At 66.9% G+C, this 20,378-nt stretch carries 20 protein-coding genes; 14 read left to right on the top strand and 6 right to left on the bottom strand.

Annotation, left to right across the window (positions count from 1 at the left end; genetic code table 11):
- Positions 1-24: 24 nt before the first annotated feature.
- The 4 genes from coaE to ACK28C_RS09180 form a co-directional block, all read right to left on the bottom strand.
- The gene (gene coaE / locus ACK28C_RS09195; RefSeq protein ID WP_409152083.1) at positions 25-621 is read right to left on the bottom strand and encodes a dephospho-CoA kinase; all 597 of its coding nucleotides are present in this window, start codon (positions 619-621) and stop codon (positions 25-27) included.
- Entirely contained in the window at positions 578-2,626 is a 2,049-nt protein-coding gene (locus ACK28C_RS09190; protein ID WP_015557127.1) for an ATP-dependent helicase, read from the bottom strand. Before ACK28C_RS09190 ends, coaE begins: the two co-directional genes overlap by 44 nt.
- Before the next feature lie 73 nt (positions 2,627-2,699).
- The gene (locus tag ACK28C_RS09185; protein WP_208873857.1) at positions 2,700-3,065 is read right to left on the bottom strand and encodes a hydrogenase maturation nickel metallochaperone HypA; all 366 of its coding nucleotides are present in this window, start codon (positions 3,063-3,065) and stop codon (positions 2,700-2,702) included.
- A gap of 60 nt (positions 3,066-3,125) precedes the next feature.
- Positions 3,126-5,021: an ABC-F family ATP-binding cassette domain-containing protein gene (locus ACK28C_RS09180; protein ID WP_243440686.1), complete on the bottom strand. Its 1,896-nt coding sequence runs from the start codon at positions 5,019-5,021 to the stop codon at positions 3,126-3,128.
- A 255-nt stretch (positions 5,022-5,276) separates the two neighbouring features.
- Between ACK28C_RS09180 and ACK28C_RS09175 the strand changes: the two genes are divergently transcribed.
- The 14 genes from ACK28C_RS09175 (at position 5,277) to groL (ending at position 17,348) form a co-directional block, all read left to right on the top strand.
- Positions 5,277-5,681 carry a hypothetical protein gene (locus ACK28C_RS09175; RefSeq protein WP_015557128.1) on the top strand — a complete coding sequence of 135 codons (405 nt, stop codon included), beginning with the start codon at positions 5,277-5,279 and terminating at the stop codon, positions 5,679-5,681.
- Positions 5,682-5,801: 120 nt separating this feature from the next.
- On the top strand, positions 5,802-6,233 hold the full coding sequence (locus tag ACK28C_RS09170; RefSeq protein WP_409152082.1) for a hypothetical protein: 432 nt from the start codon (positions 5,802-5,804) through the stop codon (positions 6,231-6,233).
- 67 nt (positions 6,234-6,300) lie between these two features.
- Positions 6,301-7,389, top strand: a complete 1,089-nt coding sequence (locus ACK28C_RS09165) for an alanine--glyoxylate aminotransferase family protein (RefSeq protein WP_015557129.1) — start codon at positions 6,301-6,303, stop codon at positions 7,387-7,389.
- Positions 7,390-7,409: 20 nt separating this feature from the next.
- Positions 7,410-8,786 carry a phosphomannomutase/phosphoglucomutase gene (locus ACK28C_RS09160; protein WP_015557130.1) on the top strand — a complete coding sequence of 459 codons (1,377 nt, stop codon included), beginning with the start codon at positions 7,410-7,412 and terminating at the stop codon, positions 8,784-8,786.
- Positions 8,774-9,748 carry a tRNA (guanosine(46)-N7)-methyltransferase TrmB gene (gene trmB, locus ACK28C_RS09155; RefSeq protein ID WP_015557131.1) on the top strand — a complete coding sequence of 325 codons (975 nt, stop codon included), beginning with the start codon at positions 8,774-8,776 and terminating at the stop codon, positions 9,746-9,748. Before ACK28C_RS09160 ends, trmB begins: the two co-directional genes overlap by 13 nt.
- A complete protein-coding gene (locus ACK28C_RS09150; RefSeq protein ID WP_409152081.1) occupies positions 9,745-10,272 on the top strand; it encodes an RsmD family RNA methyltransferase in 528 nt (175 codons plus the stop codon). The genes trmB and ACK28C_RS09150 overlap by 4 nt, the downstream gene beginning before the upstream one ends.
- 18 nt (positions 10,273-10,290) lie before the next feature.
- Positions 10,291-10,812, top strand: coding sequence for a pantetheine-phosphate adenylyltransferase (gene coaD, locus ACK28C_RS09145; protein ID WP_298780713.1), 522 nt, complete (start codon positions 10,291-10,293; stop codon positions 10,810-10,812).
- A complete protein-coding gene (locus ACK28C_RS09140) occupies positions 10,809-11,465 on the top strand; it encodes a DNA-3-methyladenine glycosylase (protein WP_409152080.1) in 657 nt (218 codons plus the stop codon). Before coaD ends, ACK28C_RS09140 begins: the two co-directional genes overlap by 4 nt.
- A 62-nt stretch (positions 11,466-11,527) precedes the next feature.
- On the top strand, positions 11,528-13,072 hold the full coding sequence (gene murJ, locus ACK28C_RS09135) for a murein biosynthesis integral membrane protein MurJ (protein WP_409152079.1): 1,545 nt from the start codon (positions 11,528-11,530) through the stop codon (positions 13,070-13,072).
- A 39-nt stretch (positions 13,073-13,111) separates the two neighbouring features.
- A complete protein-coding gene (locus ACK28C_RS09130) occupies positions 13,112-13,663 on the top strand; it encodes a hypothetical protein (RefSeq protein WP_015557132.1) in 552 nt (183 codons plus the stop codon).
- A complete protein-coding gene (gene tsaD / locus ACK28C_RS09125) occupies positions 13,660-14,685 on the top strand; it encodes a tRNA (adenosine(37)-N6)-threonylcarbamoyltransferase complex transferase subunit TsaD (RefSeq protein WP_409152078.1) in 1,026 nt (341 codons plus the stop codon). Before ACK28C_RS09130 ends, tsaD begins: the two co-directional genes overlap by 4 nt.
- Positions 14,686-14,823: 138 nt before the next feature.
- On the top strand, positions 14,824-15,162 hold the full coding sequence (locus ACK28C_RS09120) for a carboxymuconolactone decarboxylase family protein (RefSeq protein ID WP_015557133.1): 339 nt from the start codon (positions 14,824-14,826) through the stop codon (positions 15,160-15,162).
- A 202-nt stretch (positions 15,163-15,364) separates the two neighbouring features.
- Complete coding sequence (gene groES, locus ACK28C_RS09115) at positions 15,365-15,658, top strand: co-chaperone GroES (RefSeq protein ID WP_015557134.1); 294 nt, start codon at positions 15,365-15,367, stop codon at positions 15,656-15,658.
- A gap of 55 nt (positions 15,659-15,713) precedes the next feature.
- Positions 15,714-17,348: a chaperonin GroEL gene (gene groL / locus ACK28C_RS09110; RefSeq protein WP_015557135.1), complete on the top strand. Its 1,635-nt coding sequence runs from the start codon at positions 15,714-15,716 to the stop codon at positions 17,346-17,348.
- Positions 17,349-17,494: 146 nt separating this feature from the next.
- On the opposite strand, the gene ACK28C_RS09105 is transcribed toward groL, so the two are convergent.
- Together ACK28C_RS09105 and thrC are read right to left on the bottom strand one after the other, a co-directional pair.
- Positions 17,495-18,970, bottom strand: a complete 1,476-nt coding sequence (locus ACK28C_RS09105; protein WP_208873861.1) for a pyridoxal-phosphate dependent enzyme — start codon at positions 18,968-18,970, stop codon at positions 17,495-17,497.
- A 160-nt stretch (positions 18,971-19,130) separates the two neighbouring features.
- A complete protein-coding gene (gene thrC, locus ACK28C_RS09100) occupies positions 19,131-20,372 on the bottom strand; it encodes a threonine synthase (RefSeq protein ID WP_015557136.1) in 1,242 nt (413 codons plus the stop codon).
- Between the last annotated feature and the right edge of the window lie 6 nt (positions 20,373-20,378).

Here is a 20,378-nt window from a genome sequence, read left to right as displayed (position 1 = left end):
TGCAAACAAACAGGCAAGAAGTCGTCATGGATAGGGGTTCTGATGGATATCCTGAACGATCGCCTCCGCCTTCCGGCGCAGGGACGCCAGGTCCCCCTCGTTGTTGAGGACGAAGTCGCTCAAGGCCATCCGCTCGTCCGATGGCAGGTAAAAGGCTTCCCGGCGGGTCAGCTCGTCCTCGCCCCAGCCGCGCTCGCGACAGCGCGCTATGCGCAGCGCGCGGGGCGCCGTGACGAAGACCGCCGCCGTGACCCACGCGGGGCGCCCCACCTCGAACAGAAGCGGCACCTCCGCGACGGCCCAGCGGTCCGGCGAAAGCTCGGCGACGCGGCGTTCCAGCTCAGCCATCACCAGGGGATGCATGAGCCCGCAGGCCCAGTCGTACTCCGCGCGGTCCGTAAAGATGCGTCCAGCCACGGCGCCTCGGACGATCCCGCCCGACGGGTCCAGGACCCGGCGCCCCCAACGGCGCGCGGCGGCGCGGGCGACCTCCGGCCTCCTCCACTGCTCCAGGGCGATGGCGTCCGCGTCAAGGCGCACGCCCCCCATCCCCTCCAGCAGGCCGGCGACGGTGGACTTACCCGCCCCAACGTCCCCCGTAAGGGCGATAGCCCTTGCCATAGCCGCCATAGGAACGTCGCCTCCCTCCGCCGCCGTACCCCTCGTCCCACCCGCGTCCCTCGCCGGCCCGGTCGTCGATCTCGCGATACTGCTCCGGAACCTCGTAGATGAAGCGCGAGAAGCCCTTGCTGAGCGTCGTGCCGTACAGGCGGCGGCTGCGGGCCGCCGTGAGGTAGAGCCGCTCCTCCGCACGGGTCATGCCCACGTAGCACAGGCGCCGCTCCTCCTCCAGCTGGTCCGGCTGATCCTTGGCGCGGGAGCTGGGGAAGACGTCCTCCTCCATGCCCACCAGGAACACGACGGGGAACTCCAGCCCCTTGGCCGCGTGCAGCGTCAAAAGCCCCACGGCGTTCCCGGAGTCATCCTGCCGGTCCGCGTCCGTGAAGAGCGCCGCCTCCGCCAGCGCCTCCGAGAGGCCCCCCTCCGGCACCACGGAGCGAAGCTCCATCACGTTGTCGTAGCGTTCCTCCCAGCTCTCCGGCTCCTTCGACCTCAAGAGCTCCTCGTAGCCCATCTGGTTCAGCACGTAGTCCACAGCGGGACCGATCCCCCGCTCCGATACCGCGAGGAGGCGTGCCATGTGCGCCGCGAACTCCGCCGCCGCAGCCCCCACCTGCCCCCGAACGGGCCAGGCCCCCTTCGCGGCCGCCCCCCAGAAGTCTGAGGCCGGCGACGTGGGGACGGCGCCCGACGCAAGCCATGAGGTCCAATCCTCGCGGCGCTTCGGCCCCATGCCCTTGACGGCGAACTCCGCAGCCCGCTCGAAGGAGGTGAGGTCGTTCGGGTTCAGCGCCAGCTTCAGGAGCGCCAGGACGTCCCGAACCTCCCGGCGCTCGTAAAACGCCACGCCGCGCACGATGCGGTAAGGGATGCCCAGCTCCAGAAACTTCTGCTCGTAGAGGCGGCTCATGGCGTTCTGCCGATAGAGGAGCGCGATGTTCCCGTAGTCGTAGCCATGGTGCGCTTTGAGGCGGGCGATCTCCGCCGTGATGAAGTCCGCCTCCTGCAGGTCGCTGTTCGCCAGCAGGGTGTAGACCTTCTCCCCCATGCCCCGCGAGGTCCTGAGGTCCTTCTTCATGCGCGTGGAGTTGTTGCGGATCAAGGCGTTGGAGGCGGCCAGGATGTTGCCCGTCGACCGGTAGTTCTCGTCCAGCACGATCGTCTTCGCGTCCGCGTGGCCCTCCTCACCCCTGAAGTCGCGCTCGAAGTTCAGGATCATCCCGATGTCCGCTCCACGCCAGCCGTAGATGGACTGGTCCGGGTCGCCCACCACGTTCAGCAGGCAGTCCGGCCCCACCAGGTTGCGGAGCAGGAGGTACTGCGGTCTGTTGACGTCCTGAAACTCGTCCACCAGGAGCCACCGGATCCGAGCCTGTTCCCTCTCTCGAAGCTCCCGATCCTGCGTCAGCACCTGGAGCGGGAGCACCATCAGGTCGTCGAAGTCGACGGCGTTGCGCTCCCGCAGCGCGCGGCGGTACTCGTTTGCGATGTCGAGGTAGAGCCCTTCCAGAAGGGGCTCCCGCGGGCCCGGCGCCCAGGCCGCCCAGTCGCGCGAGATGGCGTCCAGCACGGAGGCCGGAGCGGTATCCTTGGTGTTGACGCCCAGGCGCTCCATGATCTGCCCCACCAGCGAACGGCTGTCGCCCCGATCCAGCACGGCGAACCCCGTCCTCAGCCCCGTCAGGCGTTCCACCGCCTCGGGGTTCCGGAACAGGAAGCGCAGCCCGAAGGCGTGGAAGGTGCTGACCCACACCTTGTCCGCCCCATCGGGGACCAGCGCCGACACGCGCTCCCGCATCTCGCCCGCCGCCTTGTTGGTGAAGGTCACCGCCGTGATCTCCCACGGCCGGGCCAGCCCTTCGGCAATCAGCCAGGCCACCTTGTGGGTCAGGACGCGCGTCTTGCCGCTGCCGGCGCCGGCCAGGATGAGAAGCGGCCCGTCAACGTAGGTCACCGCTTCCCGCTGACGGGGCGAGAGGCGTTCAAGGATATCGTTTTCCAACATGTTCTTCTCCGTTCTGCGCGAAGCGTCCCTCCGGACGCAAGGCGCTGCTCCAGCGCCAATCCGTCCGGGAATTCTAGTCACCCAAGTGCGGGGCGCCTCCCTCGACCTCCAGGAACTCGATGGCGAACTCGAGTCCCGACACCAGCTCCACGTCCTTGCTGCCGCACGCCGAACACACGAACTCCGTGCCCTCGCTCTGGACCTCCCGGCCGCAGGCGTGGCAGCGAAACGTGACGGGCAGCACCATGATGGACAGGTTCGCCCCCTCCGTCGGGGCGCCCCTGGATATCCTGCCGAAGGCATAGGCCATCAGCTCCGGGTTGACCCGCCGCATCCCGCCCACCTTCAGCACGATGCGGCGCACGCGGCGCCACCCGGAGTTCCGGCACATGCCCAGGATCGTATCGTTCACCGACTTCGTCAGGGAAAACTCGTACACGCCGCGCACCTCCTCAACCCCGGACGCCGTCCCTTCACCTCAAAGGGTCGCCGTGCGGCCTCACCGCTCCTGGCGGACGGCCTCGAGCTGCGTGGACAGCCGCTCCCACTCCTCATAGGCCGCCGGCAGGTCCGCCGCGATGGCGCCGCGCTCCACCATGAGCGCCTGAACCCGACAGGAGTCGCACAGGACCGACGCATCGCAGAGCTCCGCGTCGATCTCAGCCTGCCGGGCCTCCATCCGTCCGATCCGCTCCTCCAGGGGGTCCAGCTTCCTCTTGATCTCCCGCGCCGCAGCCATGACGCGCTGACGCTCCTCCGCGGCGGCACGCCGGGCCTCGCGGGATCGAAGGTCCCGCGCCTCAACCCCGGCCGCCTCAGCTTCCGCCCGCGCCAGCGCTTCCTCCCGCTTCTCCAGGAACCACGAGTAGTTGCCCGGATAGTCGTAGAGACAACCGTCCCGAATCTCCAGCACGCGCTCGGCCAGGACGTCCAGAAAGCTGCGGTCGTGGGACACGATCAGGAGGGTCCCCTGGTACTGCAGCAGGGCGCGCTGCACGACGTCCCGGGTCGTCTGGTCCAGGTGGTTCGTCGGCTCGTCCAGCACGAGGAAGTTCGTCTCCGCCAGCATCAGCTTGTAGAGCGCCAGCCGCGCCTTCTCGCCGCCCGACAGCACCGCGACCGGCTTGTGGATGTCGTCCCCGGAGAACAGGAACGCCCCCAGGAGGCTGCGCCGCTCCACGTCGTTCAGGCGCGAGGGAGCCGCGCGGGCCTCCTCCCAGATCGTGCGGGCGTAGTCCACGTTCTGCGCGCTCTCCTGGGAGTAGAAGGCGGGCTTCACGTTGTGTCCCAGGCGCACCGTGCCGCGCGTCGACTGCTCCACGCCGCTTAGAAGACGAAGCAACGTAGACTTGCCCGCTCCGTTCACGCCCACCAGGGCCGTGCGCTCCCCCCGCTCGACAGTGAAGTTTAGGCCGTCGAACACGCAGAGGTCCCCGTAGCGCTTCGACAGGTCCGTCGCCTTCAGCACCTCCCGGCCGCTGGGCGGCGCCTCCGGAATGCGGAAGCGCACGTTCCTCTCCGGGCCCTCCAGCTCGATGACCTCCATCTTGGACAGCTGTTTCAGCCGGCTCTGGACCTGCGCGGCCTTCGTCGCCTTGTAGCGAAAGCGCGAGACGAACTGCTGTATCCGCTCGATCTGACGCTGTTGGGCCTCGGCGCTCTGCTCCAGCTGCGCGCGCGACTCCGCCTTCGCCGTGAGGTAACGGTCGTAATCGTAGGGATAGAGCGTCAGGCTGCCGCGCTCGAGGTCCGCGATCTGCGCGACCGTGTTCTCCAGAAACCGTCGGTCGTGGGACACCGCGACGACTGCCCCCCTATGCCCCCGCAGCCACCCCTCAAGCCACTCCATGCTCTCCGTGTCCAGGTGGTTCGTCGGCTCATCCAGCAGCAGCACGTCCGGAGCGGAGAGCAGGAGCGCCGCCATGGCGACGCGCATCTTCCACCCGCCCGAAAAATCGGCGCAGTTCTTCACGCCGTCGTCCCGGCGAAAGCCCAGGCCGTGCAGCACCTTCAAGGCCATGGACTCGAAGGCGAAGCCTCCCGACAGCTCGAAACGGCGCTCAAGCCGCGCGTGCTCCTCCAGGAGGGAGGAGAGCTCAACGGAACCCGACGCGGCCTCCGACAGGCGGGCCTCCGTCTCGCGCAGGCGGGCCTCGATCGCCGCGATGCCGGCGCGGTCCTTGAGGAAGTCCATCAGCGGCACGGGCTCAAGCTCGACGAGGTCCTGCGGCAGGCAACCCACCGTGAGCCCTTTGGAGCGCTCGACGGTCCCCCCGTCCGGCACCACATCCCCCATCAGGACGCGCAGGAGCGTCGTCTTGCCGGAGCCGTTGCTGCCCACGACCCCCAGCCGCGCATCGTCTCCGACGCGGCAGTTGACGCCGTCAAAGATCACCTTTTCCCCGAAAGCGAGCCTCAGCCCCTTGATGTCGATCAGAACTGCATCCCTCCATGGCGCCCGGCGTGCGGCCCGGCCCCTCTGCGCTGCGCGGGGGACGCCCGTCCCAAATTTTCCGCCTAACGCCTCTGTACCATCTCGGCTAAAAGTATATACTATAAACGCGCAGACAGCGAAAGCGGCAAACGCCTTAAACTTCGGAGGCCGCTTCAGCGCAAAAAACGATTATTAATTGTTGAAGAGGATCTGAACATGGCCACACGCTACAGGAACAGAAGGGACAAGGACGAGCACGTGCTCCGCCTGATGGCGGGCATTTTTATGCAGCGCATCAACAGCGGTCTCATCAAGGACGCGCTGTTCTGTCTTCCCCAATGGAGGACGTCCCGCAGGCTCTCCTGGCCCTGCAGGATCTGGGCGCGCTACGAGGACAACGACGCGAGGGACGTGGGCTGGCTCTACAACAAGCTCATGTCCGAACTCACCGACCTCGGCATCAAGGAGGAGGACCTGCGCCTGACGCTCTCGACGTCCATGCCCGACGCGGGAGGGGGGGGCCGCACGACGGCGGGGGGCTTTTCGGCCAACGCCCTCGACGTCAGGGACATCTCGCGCGACTTCGCCCAGGAAAAAGCCGACGAGCTGCGCCAGCAATAGCCCTCAGGAGGCGCGGCCCATCTGAAAATCAAAAAGCTCCAGGAAGATGACTCGTCAACCCCAAAGGAGTGATCCATCATCAAAGCGAGATCCAGTACCCTTTTTCTGTGCTGCGCCCTCTTGACGCTGAGCGGCGTGCCGGCCCGAGGCGCTTCCCTGCCCGACGCCCTCGGCCCATGGCGCCTCGTCTCGGAGGACGTCACGCCGCTCCAGACGGCCTCCGAGGACCTGGGCCGGTGGACGCGGCGGGTCTACGCCCGCGAGGCCCCCAGGCGGCGCGTCGAGGTGAACCTCATGGAGGGGAAGGGCCCCGGCCCACTGCGCGTGCCTGCCGCGGCAGGTGCCGGCGGCGGCGTGATGGACGAGGACGGGGCTTACCGCGTCCTCGATGTGGCGGGGCGGCGCGCGATCCTGGAGCGCCATCCACTCCTGGCTCCGGCCCTGGCCGTAGCCGTCAGCCCCGACACGACGCTGACCCTCGAGGGCTCCGGAACAGACGAGGCGGAGCTCCTGGACCTGGCCGGCCGTGCCGTCTCCGCGCTCGAGAGGTAGCGGGAAGGCAGGCCGCTGACGGGAACGCCAGGGACACAAACTATCAGACAAAGGAGTTATTGCAATCATGAAGACTTATCCTATCGCGCTGGTCCCCGGACCGACTTCCATCCCCCAGAGGGTTCGGGACGCGTGGAACACGGACTTTGGAAGCTCGGACCTCGAAGGAGAGTTCTTTGAGCTCTACGCGGACAACCAGAAGCTCGTCCGGAGGCTTCTGGGGACGAAGGGGGACGTCGTCATCACGCTGGGCGAGGCCATGTCCATCCTGTGGGGCGCCCTGAAGTGCACCCTGAAGCCCGGCGACCGGCTCCTGGCCGTGGCGTCGGGTCTGTTCGGCGAGGGGTTCGCCGACATGGCGCGGGCCATCGGCGCAGAGGCGGAGCTCTGCGCCGCCCCTCACGACCAGACCCCTGACTTCAAGAAGGTGCGCGAGGCCGCGCTGCGCTTCCGGCCGAAGGTCATCACGGCCGTACACTGCGAGACGCCCTCCGGAACGCTGACCCCCTGCATCAAGGAGCTCGGTGAGATCGCGCGGGAGGTGGGAGCCCTCTTCGTCGTCGACTTCGTGTCGAGTGCCGGGGCCGCTGCCGTGGACGTCGATGAAAACGGCATCGACATCGGCCTCCTGGGCAGCCAGAAGGTCCTGTCCATGACGCCCTCGCTCTCCATCTCGACCCTGTCGGACCGGGCGTGGAAGGTCATCGAGGAGGTGCGCTACAGCGGCTACGAGGCCTACCTGCCCTGGCGGGAGGTCCCTGCGGTACACGCCATGCCCTACACCCACGACTGGCAGGCCATGGCGGGGCTGCACGCGGCCCTCTCCGCGATCATGGAGGAGGGACTGGAACACGCCTACGACCGCCACGAGAGGGCGGCCGCCCTGTGCCGCCGAAGGGGGCGCGAGATGGGACTTCGGCTCTTCCCGCTGGACGAGGCCGTCTCCTCCCCCAGCGTCACGGCCTTTTACGTCCCCGAAGGCTGGACCTGGGAGGCGCTCGACGCGGCGCTTCGCGCGCGGGGCCTCGCCCTGGGCGGCAACTACGGCTCCCTGGCGGGGCGCGTGTTCCGCGTCGGGCACATGGGCTCCCAGGCGGACGAGGCGCTCGTAGCCCGCGGCATGGACGTCCTCAAGGACGTCCTCAAACGGCGGTAGGCGCAGGAAGGGGAGACCGAATGGCACTGTCACCGCACATCTTCAGGGAGTACGACATTCGGGGCGACGCAGACCGGGACCTGACGGACGCCGTCGTCGAGACCATCGGCAGAAGCTACGGCACGTGGCTCCTTGACCGCGGCTTCAACAGGATGTCGATCGGCGGGGACGTCAGGCTCTCGACGCCCCGCATCCGCGCCGCGCTGACCCGGGGCGTCCTCGCCGCCGGCGTTGGCGTGATCGACGTGGGCACGCTCACCACGCCCATGCTCTACTGGAGCCTGCACCACCTGGACCTCATGGGCGGCATCATGATCACCGGGAGCCACAACCCGCCCAACATGAACGGACTGAAGCTCTGTTGGGACAAGGCCACGCTGTGGGGCGACGACGTCCAGGCCATCCGCCGCATCGCGGACTCCGGGGAGTTCAGGACGGGGCAGGGTGCTCTGACGCATCAGTCCATCCCGGACGCCTACCTGTCCATGCTGAAGTCCAGGTTTCAGCCCTTCCATCGGCGGTTCCGCGTGGTCTGCGACAGCGGCAACGGGGCGGCGGGGCCCTTCACCAAACGGTTCTTCGAGCTCCTGGGCTGCGACTGCACCGAGCTCTACGGGACGCCCGACGGACGCTTCCCCAACCACCATCCGGACCCCCAGAAGCGCGAGAACCTCCAGGACCTCATCGCCTGCGTCCGGGAGGCGGGCGCGGACGCAGGCTTCGCCTTCGACGGCGACGCGGACCGCATCGGCGTCGTGGACGAGCGCGGCGAGGTGATCTTCGGCGACCGGCTCATGGCCCTCTACTGGCGCGAGATCATGGAGGAGCACCCCGGCGCGGAGGTCATCATCGAGCCCAAGTGCACCATGGCTCTGGCCGAGGAGGTCGAGAGGCTGGGGGGGCGTCCCCTCTTCTGGAAGTCGGGGCACTCCGTGATCAAGGCCAAGATGCGCGAGATCGGCTCCCCCTTCGCCGGTGAGTATTCGGGACACATGTTCTTCGCCGACGAGTACTACGGCTTCGACGACTCCTTCTACGCGGCCGGTCGGGTGCTGCGCATTCTGGCGAAGACCGGCAGGAAGCTCTCCGAGCTCATGAGCTCCATCCCCCTCTACCCCACGACGGAGGAGGCCCGCATCGACTGCCCGGACGAGGAGAAGTTCGACGTCGTGAGCCGGATCCGGGAGAAGGCCCTCAAGGACCATCAGGGGCTGACCCACGACGGCATCCGCATCCTCTACCCCGGTGGCTGGGGGCTGATCCGCGCGTCCAACACCCAGCCGGTCATCACCGTCCGCTGCGAGGGGCGCAGCCAGGAGGACCTGGAGCTCATCATGGCCGACGTCAAGAGGCGCCTCCTGGACGAGGGACTGCCCGACTTCGCATGGACGTTCTGACGCCGGCGCCCCAGCAGGCCCGGCCGCAGTACGGCGTCATCGCCCTGCCGGGGGACCTCTCCCTGCCGCTCGACCTCGAGGCGATGGCGCGCGGACGCCGGACGGAGCTTGAGATCGGGTTCGGCAACGGAGAGTACACCGTGAAGCACGCCCGACGGGCTCCGGACGTCCTCCTGTGGGGCATCGAGCTATCGCCCGCCTGCGTGCTGCGCTGCGCCAGAAGGGCGGCGGGGCTGGACAACCTCCGCCTCATCCGCACGGACGCCCGACGCATGATGAAGGAGCTGTTCCGCGACGAGGCCCTGGACCGCGTCTACATGAACTTCCCCTGCCCGTGGCCGAAGCGGCGTCACGCCCACCGGCGCGTCACGGCCAGGGACTTCACCGACAGCCTGGCCGCCGTGCTGCGCCTGGGAGGCGTCTTTGAGCTCCTGACGGACGACGAGCCCTACGCCCGCGAGGCGCTGGACCGGATCGGGAATCACGCGGCGCTGGAGGGCCGGGGCTTCGAGGTCAACCCCGCCCGAAGCGTGACGACGAAATACGAGCGCAAATGGCTGGAGCTGGGGAAGCCGATCTACCGGCTGACCTTCGTTAAGACGCGCCCCTTCACCACGGCGCGGCAAACCTGGGAGGGATCTGAGGTGCACATCAGGACGAGGCGCCGGCCGACGGAGGCGTGCCTGAACGCCCTGGCGGACGTCAGCGGAGGCGCCGGAGACGCGCGGTGGTCCTTCGGCCGGCTCGCCCTGGAGCGGGGGCCGGAGGGCGGTTTTCTGCTCGAGGCCTTCTCAAACGACGAGGAGTTCGACCAGCGCTACTACATCCACATCTCGCCGCGGGACGAAGGCGCGTTGGTCCGGCTGGACCGGACGGCGAACGCTTTTCTGACCCCCGCCGTGAAGGGAGCCCTCGCCGACGTCGCGACCCGCATCGACGCGCCGGAGGAACCGGAAGGATGAAAGCGGTCCGCCCCACGGCAGGCCGCGTGCTGCTGGCCCTCTTCAGCATCCTGGGGGACGTGGACGGCGGGAGATTTCTGGACCTCTTCGCCGGGACGGGGCGGGTCGGCCTGACGGCCCTGGAGCGGGGCGCCAGCGTGACGTGGGTCGAGTCCCTCCGAGAGCGGGCTCAGGCCATTGAGCGCGCGCTGCCTACGGACGCCCGACGCCGCGCCGTGGTGCTGTCCCTGGAGCTGCGCCGCGCCATCGCCTGGCTCGGAAAGCGGGGCCTCCAGTTTGACGTCATCTTCGCCGACCCGCCCTACCACGAGGGCTGGGGGGCGTCCCTCCTGGGCGTTCGGGGGCTAGAGGGGCTTCTGGCCCAAGGGGGGGTCCTCGTCGCGGAACACTCCGTCCGGGAGGAGCTGACGCTGACGCCCGCGTGGGAGCTCGCCTCCCGACGGGACTACGGCGAGAGCCGCCTGTCGTTTCTGAGGGCCGCGGAGGCGCGAACGGACCAGGCGCCCGCGCCCAACCTCGTTTAACCCAGGAGGCGAATCACCATGCAGAGGAGCGTTCGCGCCGTCTACCCCGGCTCCTTCGACCCCATCACCAACGGACACATCTACATCGCGGAGCGGGCCTCCGCCATCTTCGACGAGGTGCGGGTGAGCATCCTCGTGAACGCGCAGAAGAACTCCACCTTCAGCGTGGAGGACCGGTGCGCCATGGCTCGCGAGGCCCTGAGCTACCTTCCGAACGTCAGGGTGGAGCACTTCTCCGGCCTGCTCGTCGACTACATGCGCCAGGTGCAGTCGCGCGTCATCATCCGGGGGCTGCGGGCCATGTCGGACTTCGAGTACGAGTTTCAGATGGCGCTGATGAACCGTCAGCTGGCCCCGGAGATCGAGACCTTCTTCATCGTCACGGACCCGCGATACTCCTTCGTCTCCAGCAGCGGCATCCGCGACATCTTCCGCTTCGGGGGGACGGTCCACGACATGGTGCCCCCCGGCGTGTTCCGCCGCCTGCGTGAACGCTTCCCCCCGCTGCCCATGCCTCACAGGCCCCAGGAGGACCGGTGAGGTCCCGGCTCCTCACCCCGGCCTTCTACCAACAGGGGGCCGTCGCCGTCGCGCGGGGCCTCCTGGGGTGCGTGCTGGCCCGCAGCGCGCCGGAGGGCACGGCCTCCGGCGTCATCGTCGAGACGGAGGCCTACGCCGGGAGGACGGACGCGGCATGTCATTCCTTCAAGCTGGAGGGACCCCGTCCGGGGCACCGCACCGAGGTGATGTTCCGTCCGGGGGGCCTGGCCTACGTCTACCTGATCTACGGCATGTACTGCTGCTTCAACGTCACCTGCGCGCCCGCGGGCCGGGCCGAGGCGGTGCTGGTCCGCGCGCTGGCCCCCCTCGAGGGGAAGCCCCTCATGTGCGCGCGCCGCGGCACGGAGGACGAGCGAAAGTTCTGTAGCGGCCCCGGAAAGCTCTGCATGGCGCTCGCCGTCACGCGGGAGCAGAACGGGGCGGACCTCCGCGGGGAGACGCTCCGAATCCTGCGAGGGGACCCCATTCAGGACGCGGAGGTCGTCGCGACGCCGCGCATCAACGTGGACTACGCCGGCGAGGACGCCGCCCTGCCCTACCGCTTCGCCGTGAAGGACAGCCCGTTCCTCTCGACGCGGAGGTTCTTGAAGGCGGCGCCCCGCGGAGAAGGGTTCGGGGACACAACGTCCTAACGACACGGCATTACTTGAGATCGATCGGGGGACTTGCGGTGGAGCGGCAGAATGCATCCGGTATGGTGAAACACGCGATGATGATGATGGCGGGGACGTTCCTGAGCCGCATCCTGGGGCTGGTGCGGGAGGTGGTGGTGGCGGCGTTCTTCGGCGCGTCCCGCGGTCTGGACGCCTTCAACGTGGCCTACACGCTGGCGAACCTGGCCCGTCAGCTCCTGGCGGAGGGGGCGCTCTCCGCCGCCTTCGTGCCCGTGTTCTCCCGCGCGCTGCAGGAGGGCCGGTCGCACGCCCTGGCACTGGCCCGCGGAACGATGACGGTGCTGCTGTTCGCCAGCTCCGCCGCCGCGCTGGCGGGCATCCTGTGCGCACCGCTCCTGACCCGCGTCATGGCCCCCGGCTTCGACCCCGCAGCGGCGGCCCTCGCCTCCAGCCTGACGCGCTGGATGTTCCCCTTCCTCATCCTGATCTCGCTGGCCGCCCTCACCATGGGCGCACTGAACAGCCTGGGGTCCTTCTTCGTCCCGGCCCTGGCCCCCGCCTTCAGCAACCTGGCTTTCATCCTCACCGCCCCGCCCTTCGCCGCCCGCTGGGGCGTTCATGGGCTGGCGCTCTCCGTGCTGTGCGGCGGGGCCATGCACTTCCTCACCCAATGGTTCTGGGCCTTCAGGATGCGCGCCCCGATCTATCCCGCGCGGCCCGACCTGCACGACCCGGACCTGCGCCGCATCATGGCGCTCTTCCTGCCCTACGCGGCCGGGCTGTCGTTGAACCAGGTCAACCCCGTCGTCAGCCGGATGCTCGGCTCATTCCTTCAGGAGGGCAGCATCTCCGTGCTGAACTACGCCAACCGCATCCTGCAGCTGCCCCTCGGGCTCTTCGTCATCGCCATCTCCCAAGCCGTGCTGCCCCAACTCGCCCGGGCCAAAGGGCCGGAGGACTTCGCGGAGACACTGCGCCAGGCGCTGTGCTTCGCCCTCTTCATCGTGCTGCCCGCGTCGCTGGGCCTGATGCTCATCTCAGGGCCCTTCGTCCACCTCGTCTTCGTCCGTGGGGAGTTCAACGACTGGGCCTGGCGCGCCACCTCGTCCTGTCTCGCACTCTCCATGCTGGGGCTGCCCGGCATGGCCTGCTCCACCGTGGTGATGCGCGCCCTCTACGCGCTCTCCATGCCGCGGGCGGCCTTCAAGACCACGCTCTTCAGCGTCGCCGCAACGGCGCTCCTTTCCGCGGCGCTGATGCTCCCCATGGGGTACGACGGACTGGCCCTGGCCCCCAGCATCGCCTTCACCCTGTCGGGCCTGCTGGGACTGCGCTACGTGCGGGGAAAGCTGGGGCGCTCCCTGAACGTCCTGAGCCGGACGTGGCTCGCCAAAACCGCCGCTGCCCTCGCAGCGCTCGCCCTGGCCACGACGGCCTGGCGCCTCGCCCTGCCCTACCGTCCCGAGGCGGCGCTCACCCTGCGCGCGGCCTGGCACCTGGGCGTCATCGTCGTCGGCATGGCGGCCTACGGGGGCGCAACCTGGGCCCTTCGCTGCGGCGAGTGGGGGCTGATCCTCGATGCGTTCTCACGACGCGGCAAGAGGGACAGGGATAAAGAGGGATAAAGAGAGATAAAGTAACAAAGACTTTGAAAGGTTGAGGTCATGATGAGAAAGTTTGCGGGAGTCCTTCTCCTGTGTGCAACGGTCCTGACGGCGCTCTCCGCGGATGCGGCTCCCTCCTCTCCGTGGAGGAAGGTCATCGGTGCGCGGACGGTCCGCCTTTGGGTGGACGCCCAGTTTATGGATGAGCTCGTGCTCAACGCGCGGGCGCGCGTCGACGTCACGTGGCTGCCGCGCTCGCTGATGCGGCTGCTGGACCGCGACGGCAGCGCGGAGGACTGGGTGGTCGCCGCGCTGAGCAACTACTACGCCTCCAGGAAGGAGGCCGCCGAGAGGATGCGGGGACACGACGTGCTGGCCCTTCGCTACCGCGCGGAGAAAAACTGGAACTTCGACCCCACGGCCCTGACGGTCGACGGCTACCGCGTGACGTCCGAGGACCTGCTGGGCAACGCCAGCATACGAGTCGTCGGGGAGCTTCCCTCCGGCACGGAGGGGACGCTCCTCGTTCGCGTCCCCTCGCTGAAGGGGGGGCGCAGGGTGCACCTCGCGCTCGGTCCGGACAGCGCGGACCTGGAGGCGCCGGCCCGATGAGCGACTTCCTGACGCTCGGCATCGAGACCAGCTGCGACGACACGGGGGTGGCACTCCTGCAGGGCGAACGGCGAATCCTCGCGGAGCTCCTGTCGAGTCAGATTCGGGACCACGCGCGATTCGGCGGCGTGGTTCCGGAGTTCGCGGCGCGAAAGCACCTGGAGAACCTCCTGCCTCTGGTGGAGGCGGCGCTGCGGGAGGGAGGCGTGAGCGGGCGGGACCTGAACCTCATCGCCGTCACCTGCGGTCCGGGCCTCATGGGCTCCCTCATCGTTGGGGTACAGGCAGCCCGGGCGCTCTCCCAGGCCTGGGACGTTCCGGTCTTGGGGGTCAACCACCTGGAGGGGCACCTGTTCGCCCCGATGGTGGACTCGGAGGACCTGAAGCCCCCGTTCCTGTCGCTCATCGTCTCGGGCGGGCACACGGAGATCGTGCGGGTGGACGCCCTGGGCAGCTACGAGCTCCTCGGCCAGACGCGGGACGACGCGGCAGGCGAGGCCTACGACAAGGCCGCGCGCATCCTGGGGCTCCCCTACCCCGGCGGGCCGGAGATCGACCGCCTGGCGCAGGACGGAAACCCGGACGCCTTCGCCTTCCCCGTCCCCCTGCAGCACACGAAGCATGTGGAATTCAGCTTCAGCGGACTCAAGACGGCGCTCCTGTGGCAGGTCCGGCGCCTTGAAGCCCTTGGGACGGAGGGGGGCCGGCTGCCGCTGGCCGACCTCTGCGCGTCCTTCCAGAGCGCCGTGACGAGGGCGCTCATCGCCAAGGTGGCGCTCGCCGTGCGTATGACGGGCATCCGAAGCGTGACGGCGTCGGGGGGCGTGGCGGCCAACAGCGCCCTGCGGCGCGCGCTGACGGAGGGCATCGAGGCGCGGCGCTGGCGCGCGTGGCTGCCCAGGGTCAGCCGCTGCACGGACAACGCCGTCATGATCGCCATGGCGGGCAAAAGCGGCTGGGACCGCGGCCTGCGCAGCCCGGAGGACCTGTCCCCCAATCCGTCGCTCGAAATCGGGGGGTGAGCCTTCGGCCGTCGCGACGCGGGATACGGGTAAACGCTCAGGTGAAGGGCGACCGCCCACGATAGAATAAACGGCAGGAGAGAAGTCCTCTCTGGTTTCAACACCATCGGAAGCATTATCTTTGAAGGAGGCATCGCCATGGATTTCAAACAGCAGGCGCGCGACGGCAAGGAGCTCATGGGAAAGCTGGCCCAGGCAGCGCCGGAGGTCGTCGGGGCATTTCGTTCCCTGAACGAGGTCGCGCACAAGGAGCGCGCGCTGGACGCCAAGACGAAGGAGTTGATCGCGCTGGCGCTGGGCGTGCAGGCCCGATGCATCCCCTGCATCACGGCCCACGCTCAGGGAGCCCTCAGCGCGGGCGCCACGCGCGAGGAGGTCGTGGAGGCCCTTGAAGTGACCATCACCATGGGCGGCGGCCCCAGCGCAGCCCACTCGGCCATCGCCCTGGAGGCCTTCGACCAGCTCAGCAAAAAGTAGAAGCCACAAGCATCGAAGGCTCGAGGGGACGCTTTGGGCGTCCCCTCTTTACATGACTCCACACGCCCCGCCGTTCCACGTCAAAACAGTACGTAAATCTGACGATGTACTTTCAGAGAACAGGGACTAATATTCTTCGTGTTGAGCAATTAGCACTCTTAGTTATTGAGTGCTGATACAAAAGATCAGGAGGGAATTTTAGATGAATCTCAAACCACTTGGAGACAGGATCGTTGTGAAGGTGCTCTCCCGCGAGGAGAAGACGAAGGGCGGCATCGTCCTTCCCGACACGGCGAAGGAGAAGCCCACGGAGGGCGAGGTCATCGCGGTGGGCACGGGGAAGGTGCTGGACAACGGCCAGAAGCTTCCCATCGAGGTCAAGGTGGGCGACCGCATCATCTTCAGCAAGTACGCGGGCACCGAGGTCAAGCTGGACGGCGAGGACTACGTGATCTTCAGCGAGCGCGACGTCCTGGCCATCGTGGACAAGAAGTAGTCCACGCGGGACCTTCAAGGAACATTTGAGACGGATTTAGAGGAGGATACATACTATGGCTAAGATTCTTTCCTTCGGCGAGGACGCTCGCCGCGCGATGCTTCGTGGCATCGATAAAGTTGCGGATACGGTTGGAGTGACGCTTGGGCCCAAGGGGCGCAACGTCGTCCTCGAGAAGAAGTTCGGCTCCCCCACGATCACGAACGACGGCGTCACCATCGCGAAGGAGATCGAGCTCGAGGACCCCTTCGAGAACGCAGGGGCCCAGCTTCTGAAGGAGGTCGCCTCCAAGACCAACGACGTCGCCGGCGACGGCACCACCACCGCCACGATCTTCTCCCGCGCCATCATCCGGGAGGGCATGAAGAACGTCGCAGCGGGCGCCAACGGGATGCAGATGCGTCAGGGCATCGAGAAGGCCATCGACTTCGTGGTGGAGGAGCTGAAGAAGCAGTCCATCCCCGTGAAGGAGAAGGAGAAGATCGCGCAGGTCGCCTCCATCTCCGCCAGCGACAACGCGGTGGGCTCTCTGATCTCCGAGGCCATGAACAAGGTGGGCCAGGACGGCGTCATCACCATCGAGGACAGCCAGACGGTGGGCACGACGCTCGAGATGGTGGAGGGCCTGCAGTTCGACAAGGGCTACATCAGCCCCTACATGGTGACGGACAGCGAGCGCATGGAGACGAGCTTCGACGACGCCTACATCCTGATCCACGACGGCAAGATCAGCAACATCAAGGACCTGCTCCCCGTGCTGGAGAAGGTCGTGCAGACGGGCAAGCCCCTGCTCATCGTCGCTGAGGACGTTGAGGGCGAGGCCCTGGCGACGCTGGTGGTCAACAAGCTGCGCGGCGTCATGCAGGTGGCGGCCGTGAAGGCCCCCGGCTTCGGCGATCGCCGCAAGGCCATGCTGGCGGACATCGCCATCGTCACGGGCGGCCAGGTCGTCAGCGAGGAGCTGGGCCTGAAGTTCGAGAACACGGAGCTCAGCATGCTGGGCAAGGCCAAGAAGGTCCGCATCACGAAGGAGGACACGACCATCACCCAGGGTGCCGGCGACAAGGAGGAGATCCGCAAGCGCGCCGCGCAGATCAAGAAGGAGATCGAGGACTCCACCTCCGACTACGACAAGGAGAAGCTGCACGAGCGCCTGGCCAAGCTGGTCGGCGGCGTGGCGGTGATCCAGGTCGGCTCCGCCACGGAGACGGAGCAGAAGGAGCTGAAGCACCGCATCGAGGACGCCCTGAACGCCACGAGGGCGGCCGTGGAGGAGGGCATCGTCGCCGGCGGCGGCGTGGCGGCCCTGAACTGCGCCACAGCTCTCGAGCCCTTCGTCGAGAAGCTCGCGGGCGACGTCCGGACGGGCGCGCGCATCGTGCTGGACGCGCTGAAGGCCCCGCTGTTCCTCATCGCCGAGAACGCCGGCTACCAGGGCGACGTCATCGTGGAGAAGGTCCGCAACCTGAAGCCCGGCAACGGCCTGAACGCCAGCACCGGTGAGTATGTGGACATGGTCGCTGCGGGCATCATCGACCCCGTGAAGGTCACCCGCTCCGCGCTGCAGAACGCGGGCTCCATCGCCGCGATGGTCCTGACGACGGAGGGCATCGTCGCCGACAAGCCGGAGAAGAAGGACGCTGCGCCCGCCATGCCCGGTGGGATGGGCGGCATGGGCGACATGTACTAAAGCCGGACGGTCCGGTTCGATAGACAACGCAAGGGGGCTGACCACGAGGTCAGTCCCCTTTCTTCTTTCTTGTCATTCATTTGTCATTCATGAAGGTGGCCGGCACGGGGTCCTCAGAGCCAGAGGCATCGATCAGGGTCGTTTGCCTATTTCAGTCCTGTCGCCGCGTTGAACTCCTCGATGAGCTCGTCGATCCTCGGCGCTTGACTGCGGACCTCGCCCCAGTAGTTGTCGGCGTCGTACCACTGGGCGGAGAGCTCCTCGCTCGTCTTGCCCTGCTGCTCGATCCAGGTGTAATACTTCAGGTTGTGGACCCGAAGCCGTTCTGGATAGGTCAACTCGAGGGCGTTGTCCGCCTTCTGTCCGACGAGACGGCTGGCGAAGTCCACCGCAGCCTTCACTCCGTTGTATTCGCCTTCCTTCGCCGCCAGCTCCTCCAGACGCGAGCCGTACATATCGACGGAGTCCGTCAAGATCGTGAAGACCATGTCGTGCTCATTCATCTCGTAGTATTTTGCCGCTTTGATGGAGCTCAAAAGGTTCGCAATGCCTGAGATTCCGCAGAGGCTCAACCGATCGACCGCCGCCTGGGGAACCCCGACCGACTTCAGGTACTCGCGTCCGGCGGGCTCATTGAAGAGGCGAAGAAGCTCCATGCAGTCGTTGTCGTCAATGGCGGTGATCATGTCCGTGTTCCGGACGTTGTGTATCCAGGGAATGTGTTTGTCGCCAATGCCCTCGATCCGGTGCGCTCCCCAGCCGTTGCGAAGCAGGGTAGGACACTGAAGCGCTTCGCCCGCGACGATCTTCACATCCGGCCAGAGCTCCTTCAGGCGATCTCCGCTCGCGATGGTTCCGGCAGAGCCGGTCGTGTAGACTGCGGCCGCGACGCGATCGCCAGGCCTTTTCAGGGATTTTGCCAGCTCTTCGAGGGCCGACCCCGTGACCTCGTAGTGCCACAGGTAGTTTCCAAACTCCTCGAACTGGTTGAAGATGCAGACGTCGTCGCGTGCTGCCCGAAGCTCGTTGACCCTGTCGTAAATTTCCTTGACGTTGCTCTCGGTCCCAGGAGTGGCGATGATCTCACCTGCGACGGTCTTCAGCCATTCGAAGCGCTCACGGCTCATCCCTTCGGGGAGGATGGCGATGGAACGGCAGCCGAGAAGTTGGGCGTTGTAGGCTCCGCCGCGGCAGTAGTTGCCCGTCGAGGGCCACACGGCCCAATCCCGGGTGGGGTCGAACTGTCCCGTCACGAGGCGCGGGACAAGGCAGCCGAAGCTCGCGCCCACCTTGTGGGCGCCCGTAGGGAACCACTTCCCCACCAGCGCGAAGATGCGCGCCTTCACGCCCGTTAGCTCCCGCGGGAACTCCACGAAGTTCACCGCCCCATAGAGGCCTCCTGCGCTTTGGGGGGCGTTCTTCCAGGTGATGCGGAAGAGGTTCAGGGGATTGACGTCCCACAGGCCCGTCTTTTTGAGCCCCTCCTTGACCGCCTCCGGCGTGTCCTTCGCCGGGTCCTTCATCTGCCGAAACGTAGGAATGCGAATGTAGCGCTCCTTCGCCTGTCTCACGCACTTTTCGAGGTTCTTTTCGTTGACGTCGAGATCGATCTGTCTGTACAAGAACACCCTCTCCTTAGTTTAACCTTAACATGGGGTTGTGCCCCGCGCTCCACCCCATAGGGAGAGACGCGGCTTCGCGCGGGACGACAAGGCCCAACGCTTCATGGACTCCCCGCGCGGGTGATCGCTCTCCCCTGCAGGGACAGTCCACTCGATTCGATCAGGCTTTTTCAAGCCCCAGGGCGTTTTCCAACGCCGCCATGTCGGGCGCGATCTTTCTTGCGGGAGAGACGGCTTCCTGGGCCGCGACCACGTCCTTCAAGCCGTTTCCAGAGACGATTACAGCGATCCTGTCAGAGGCCTGCAGGCGCCCCTCGCGGGCCATTTTGACGAAGCCCGCATACGCCGCCGCAGCGGCAGGCTCTGCGAAGACCCCGCTCCTGCGGGGGAGCTCCGCGAGTGCGGCCAGAATCTCTCCATCGCTCACGGCCACCGTATCCCCATGGCTCGAACGAACGGCGTTGAGCGCCTTGGCCCAGTTGTGGGGGGCACCAACGTCAATGCTGTCCGCAACGGTGCGAGAGGGGCCGAAAACGACCGTCCTGGCCCCGCTCTGGACGGCTCGATGGATCGGACTCGCCCCCTCGGCCTGCACTCCAATGACCTGTGGGACCCGGTCGATAAGCCCCACTCGATGAAGGTCGTAGAATCCCTTGTAGGTGGAGCTGATGATGCAGCCATCCCCGACGGAGACGAAGACCTTGTCCGGCACGTCCCACCCGCACTGCTCCGCGATCTCCATGGCGCAGGTCTTCTTCCCCTCCACGAGGAAGGGATTGATGGCGCAGTTCCGGTCGTACCATCCCCAGCGCTCGATCGCCTTGATGGCGAGTCGGACCGTCGCCGCGTAGTCGCCTCCAACCAGGAAGACGTTGGCCCCAAAGACCAGAAGTTGCGTCACCTTCGCCGCGGGGGCAGCTTCTGGAACAAAGATGACGCTCCGCAGTCCCACGTTCGCGGCGAACCCGGCGAGGGAGCTCGCTGCGTTCCCCGTGGAAGCGCAGGCGACCGTTTCCTGCCCTTCCTGCAGGGCCAGGGTCACGGCGATGCAGCTGGCCCGGTCCTTGAGCGAGGCGGTAGGGTTCCTCCCGTCGTCCTTTACCAGGACCTCCCGCACCCCGTACTCCCGTGCGATTCCGGAAACGCTGTAGATGGGCGTCCACCCCACATGGAGCGACGGCCTTCGCGCGCCTTCCTTCACAGGAAGAAGGGCAGAATAACGCCACAGGCTGAAGTCGAAAGAGGCGGCAAGCTCCTTGCGCCCCATCCGCTTCTTCGCCTCGTCATAGTCGTAGAGGACGTGCATCGTCCCGTCGATGCCGCAGTCGGGGCAGGTCTTGACGCGACTTTCCGGATTGAATTCCCTTCCGCAGAGGGCACATCGCAAAAGGCAGTCCGCCATGGCCGT

Origin of the sequence: Fretibacterium fastidiosum, from assembly GCF_964642095.1 — a bacterium.
Lineage (GTDB): Bacteria > Synergistota > Synergistia > Synergistales > Aminobacteriaceae > Fretibacterium > Fretibacterium fastidiosum.
This window is presented reverse-complemented; position numbering and strand designations above follow the sequence as displayed.

Bases quoted from the DNA above. Each gene is read 5' to 3' on its own strand.
- ACK28C_RS09130 (WP_015557132.1), top strand. From the start codon at position 13,112: ATGATGAGAAAGTTTGCGGGAGTCCTTCTCCTGTGTGCAACGGTCCTG.
- groL (WP_015557135.1), top strand. From the start codon at position 15,714: ATGGCTAAGATTCTTTCCTTCGGCGAGGACGCTCGCCGCGCGATGCTT.
- ACK28C_RS09190 (WP_015557127.1), bottom strand. From the start codon at position 2,626: ATGTTGGAAAACGATATCCTTGAACGCCTCTCGCCCCGTCAGCGGGAA.
- thrC (WP_015557136.1), bottom strand. From the start codon at position 20,372: ATGGCGGACTGCCTTTTGCGATGTGCCCTCTGCGGAAGGGAATTCAAT.
- ACK28C_RS09165 (WP_015557129.1), top strand. From the start codon at position 6,301: ATGAAGACTTATCCTATCGCGCTGGTCCCCGGACCGACTTCCATCCCC.
- ACK28C_RS09160 (WP_015557130.1), top strand. From the start codon at position 7,410: ATGGCACTGTCACCGCACATCTTCAGGGAGTACGACATTCGGGGCGAC.
- ACK28C_RS09120 (WP_015557133.1), top strand. From the start codon at position 14,824: ATGGATTTCAAACAGCAGGCGCGCGACGGCAAGGAGCTCATGGGAAAG.
- ACK28C_RS09150 (WP_409152081.1), top strand. From the start codon at position 9,745: ATGAAAGCGGTCCGCCCCACGGCAGGCCGCGTGCTGCTGGCCCTCTTC.
- groES (WP_015557134.1), top strand. From the start codon at position 15,365: ATGAATCTCAAACCACTTGGAGACAGGATCGTTGTGAAGGTGCTCTCC.
- coaD (WP_298780713.1), top strand. From the start codon at position 10,291: ATGCAGAGGAGCGTTCGCGCCGTCTACCCCGGCTCCTTCGACCCCATC.
- trmB (WP_015557131.1), top strand. From the start codon at position 8,774: ATGGACGTTCTGACGCCGGCGCCCCAGCAGGCCCGGCCGCAGTACGGC.
- murJ (WP_409152079.1), top strand. From the start codon at position 11,528: ATGGTGAAACACGCGATGATGATGATGGCGGGGACGTTCCTGAGCCGC.
- ACK28C_RS09175 (WP_015557128.1), top strand. From the start codon at position 5,277: ATGGCCACACGCTACAGGAACAGAAGGGACAAGGACGAGCACGTGCTC.
- tsaD (WP_409152078.1), top strand. From the start codon at position 13,660: ATGAGCGACTTCCTGACGCTCGGCATCGAGACCAGCTGCGACGACACG.
- coaE (WP_409152083.1), bottom strand. From the start codon at position 621: ATGGCAAGGGCTATCGCCCTTACGGGGGACGTTGGGGCGGGTAAGTCC.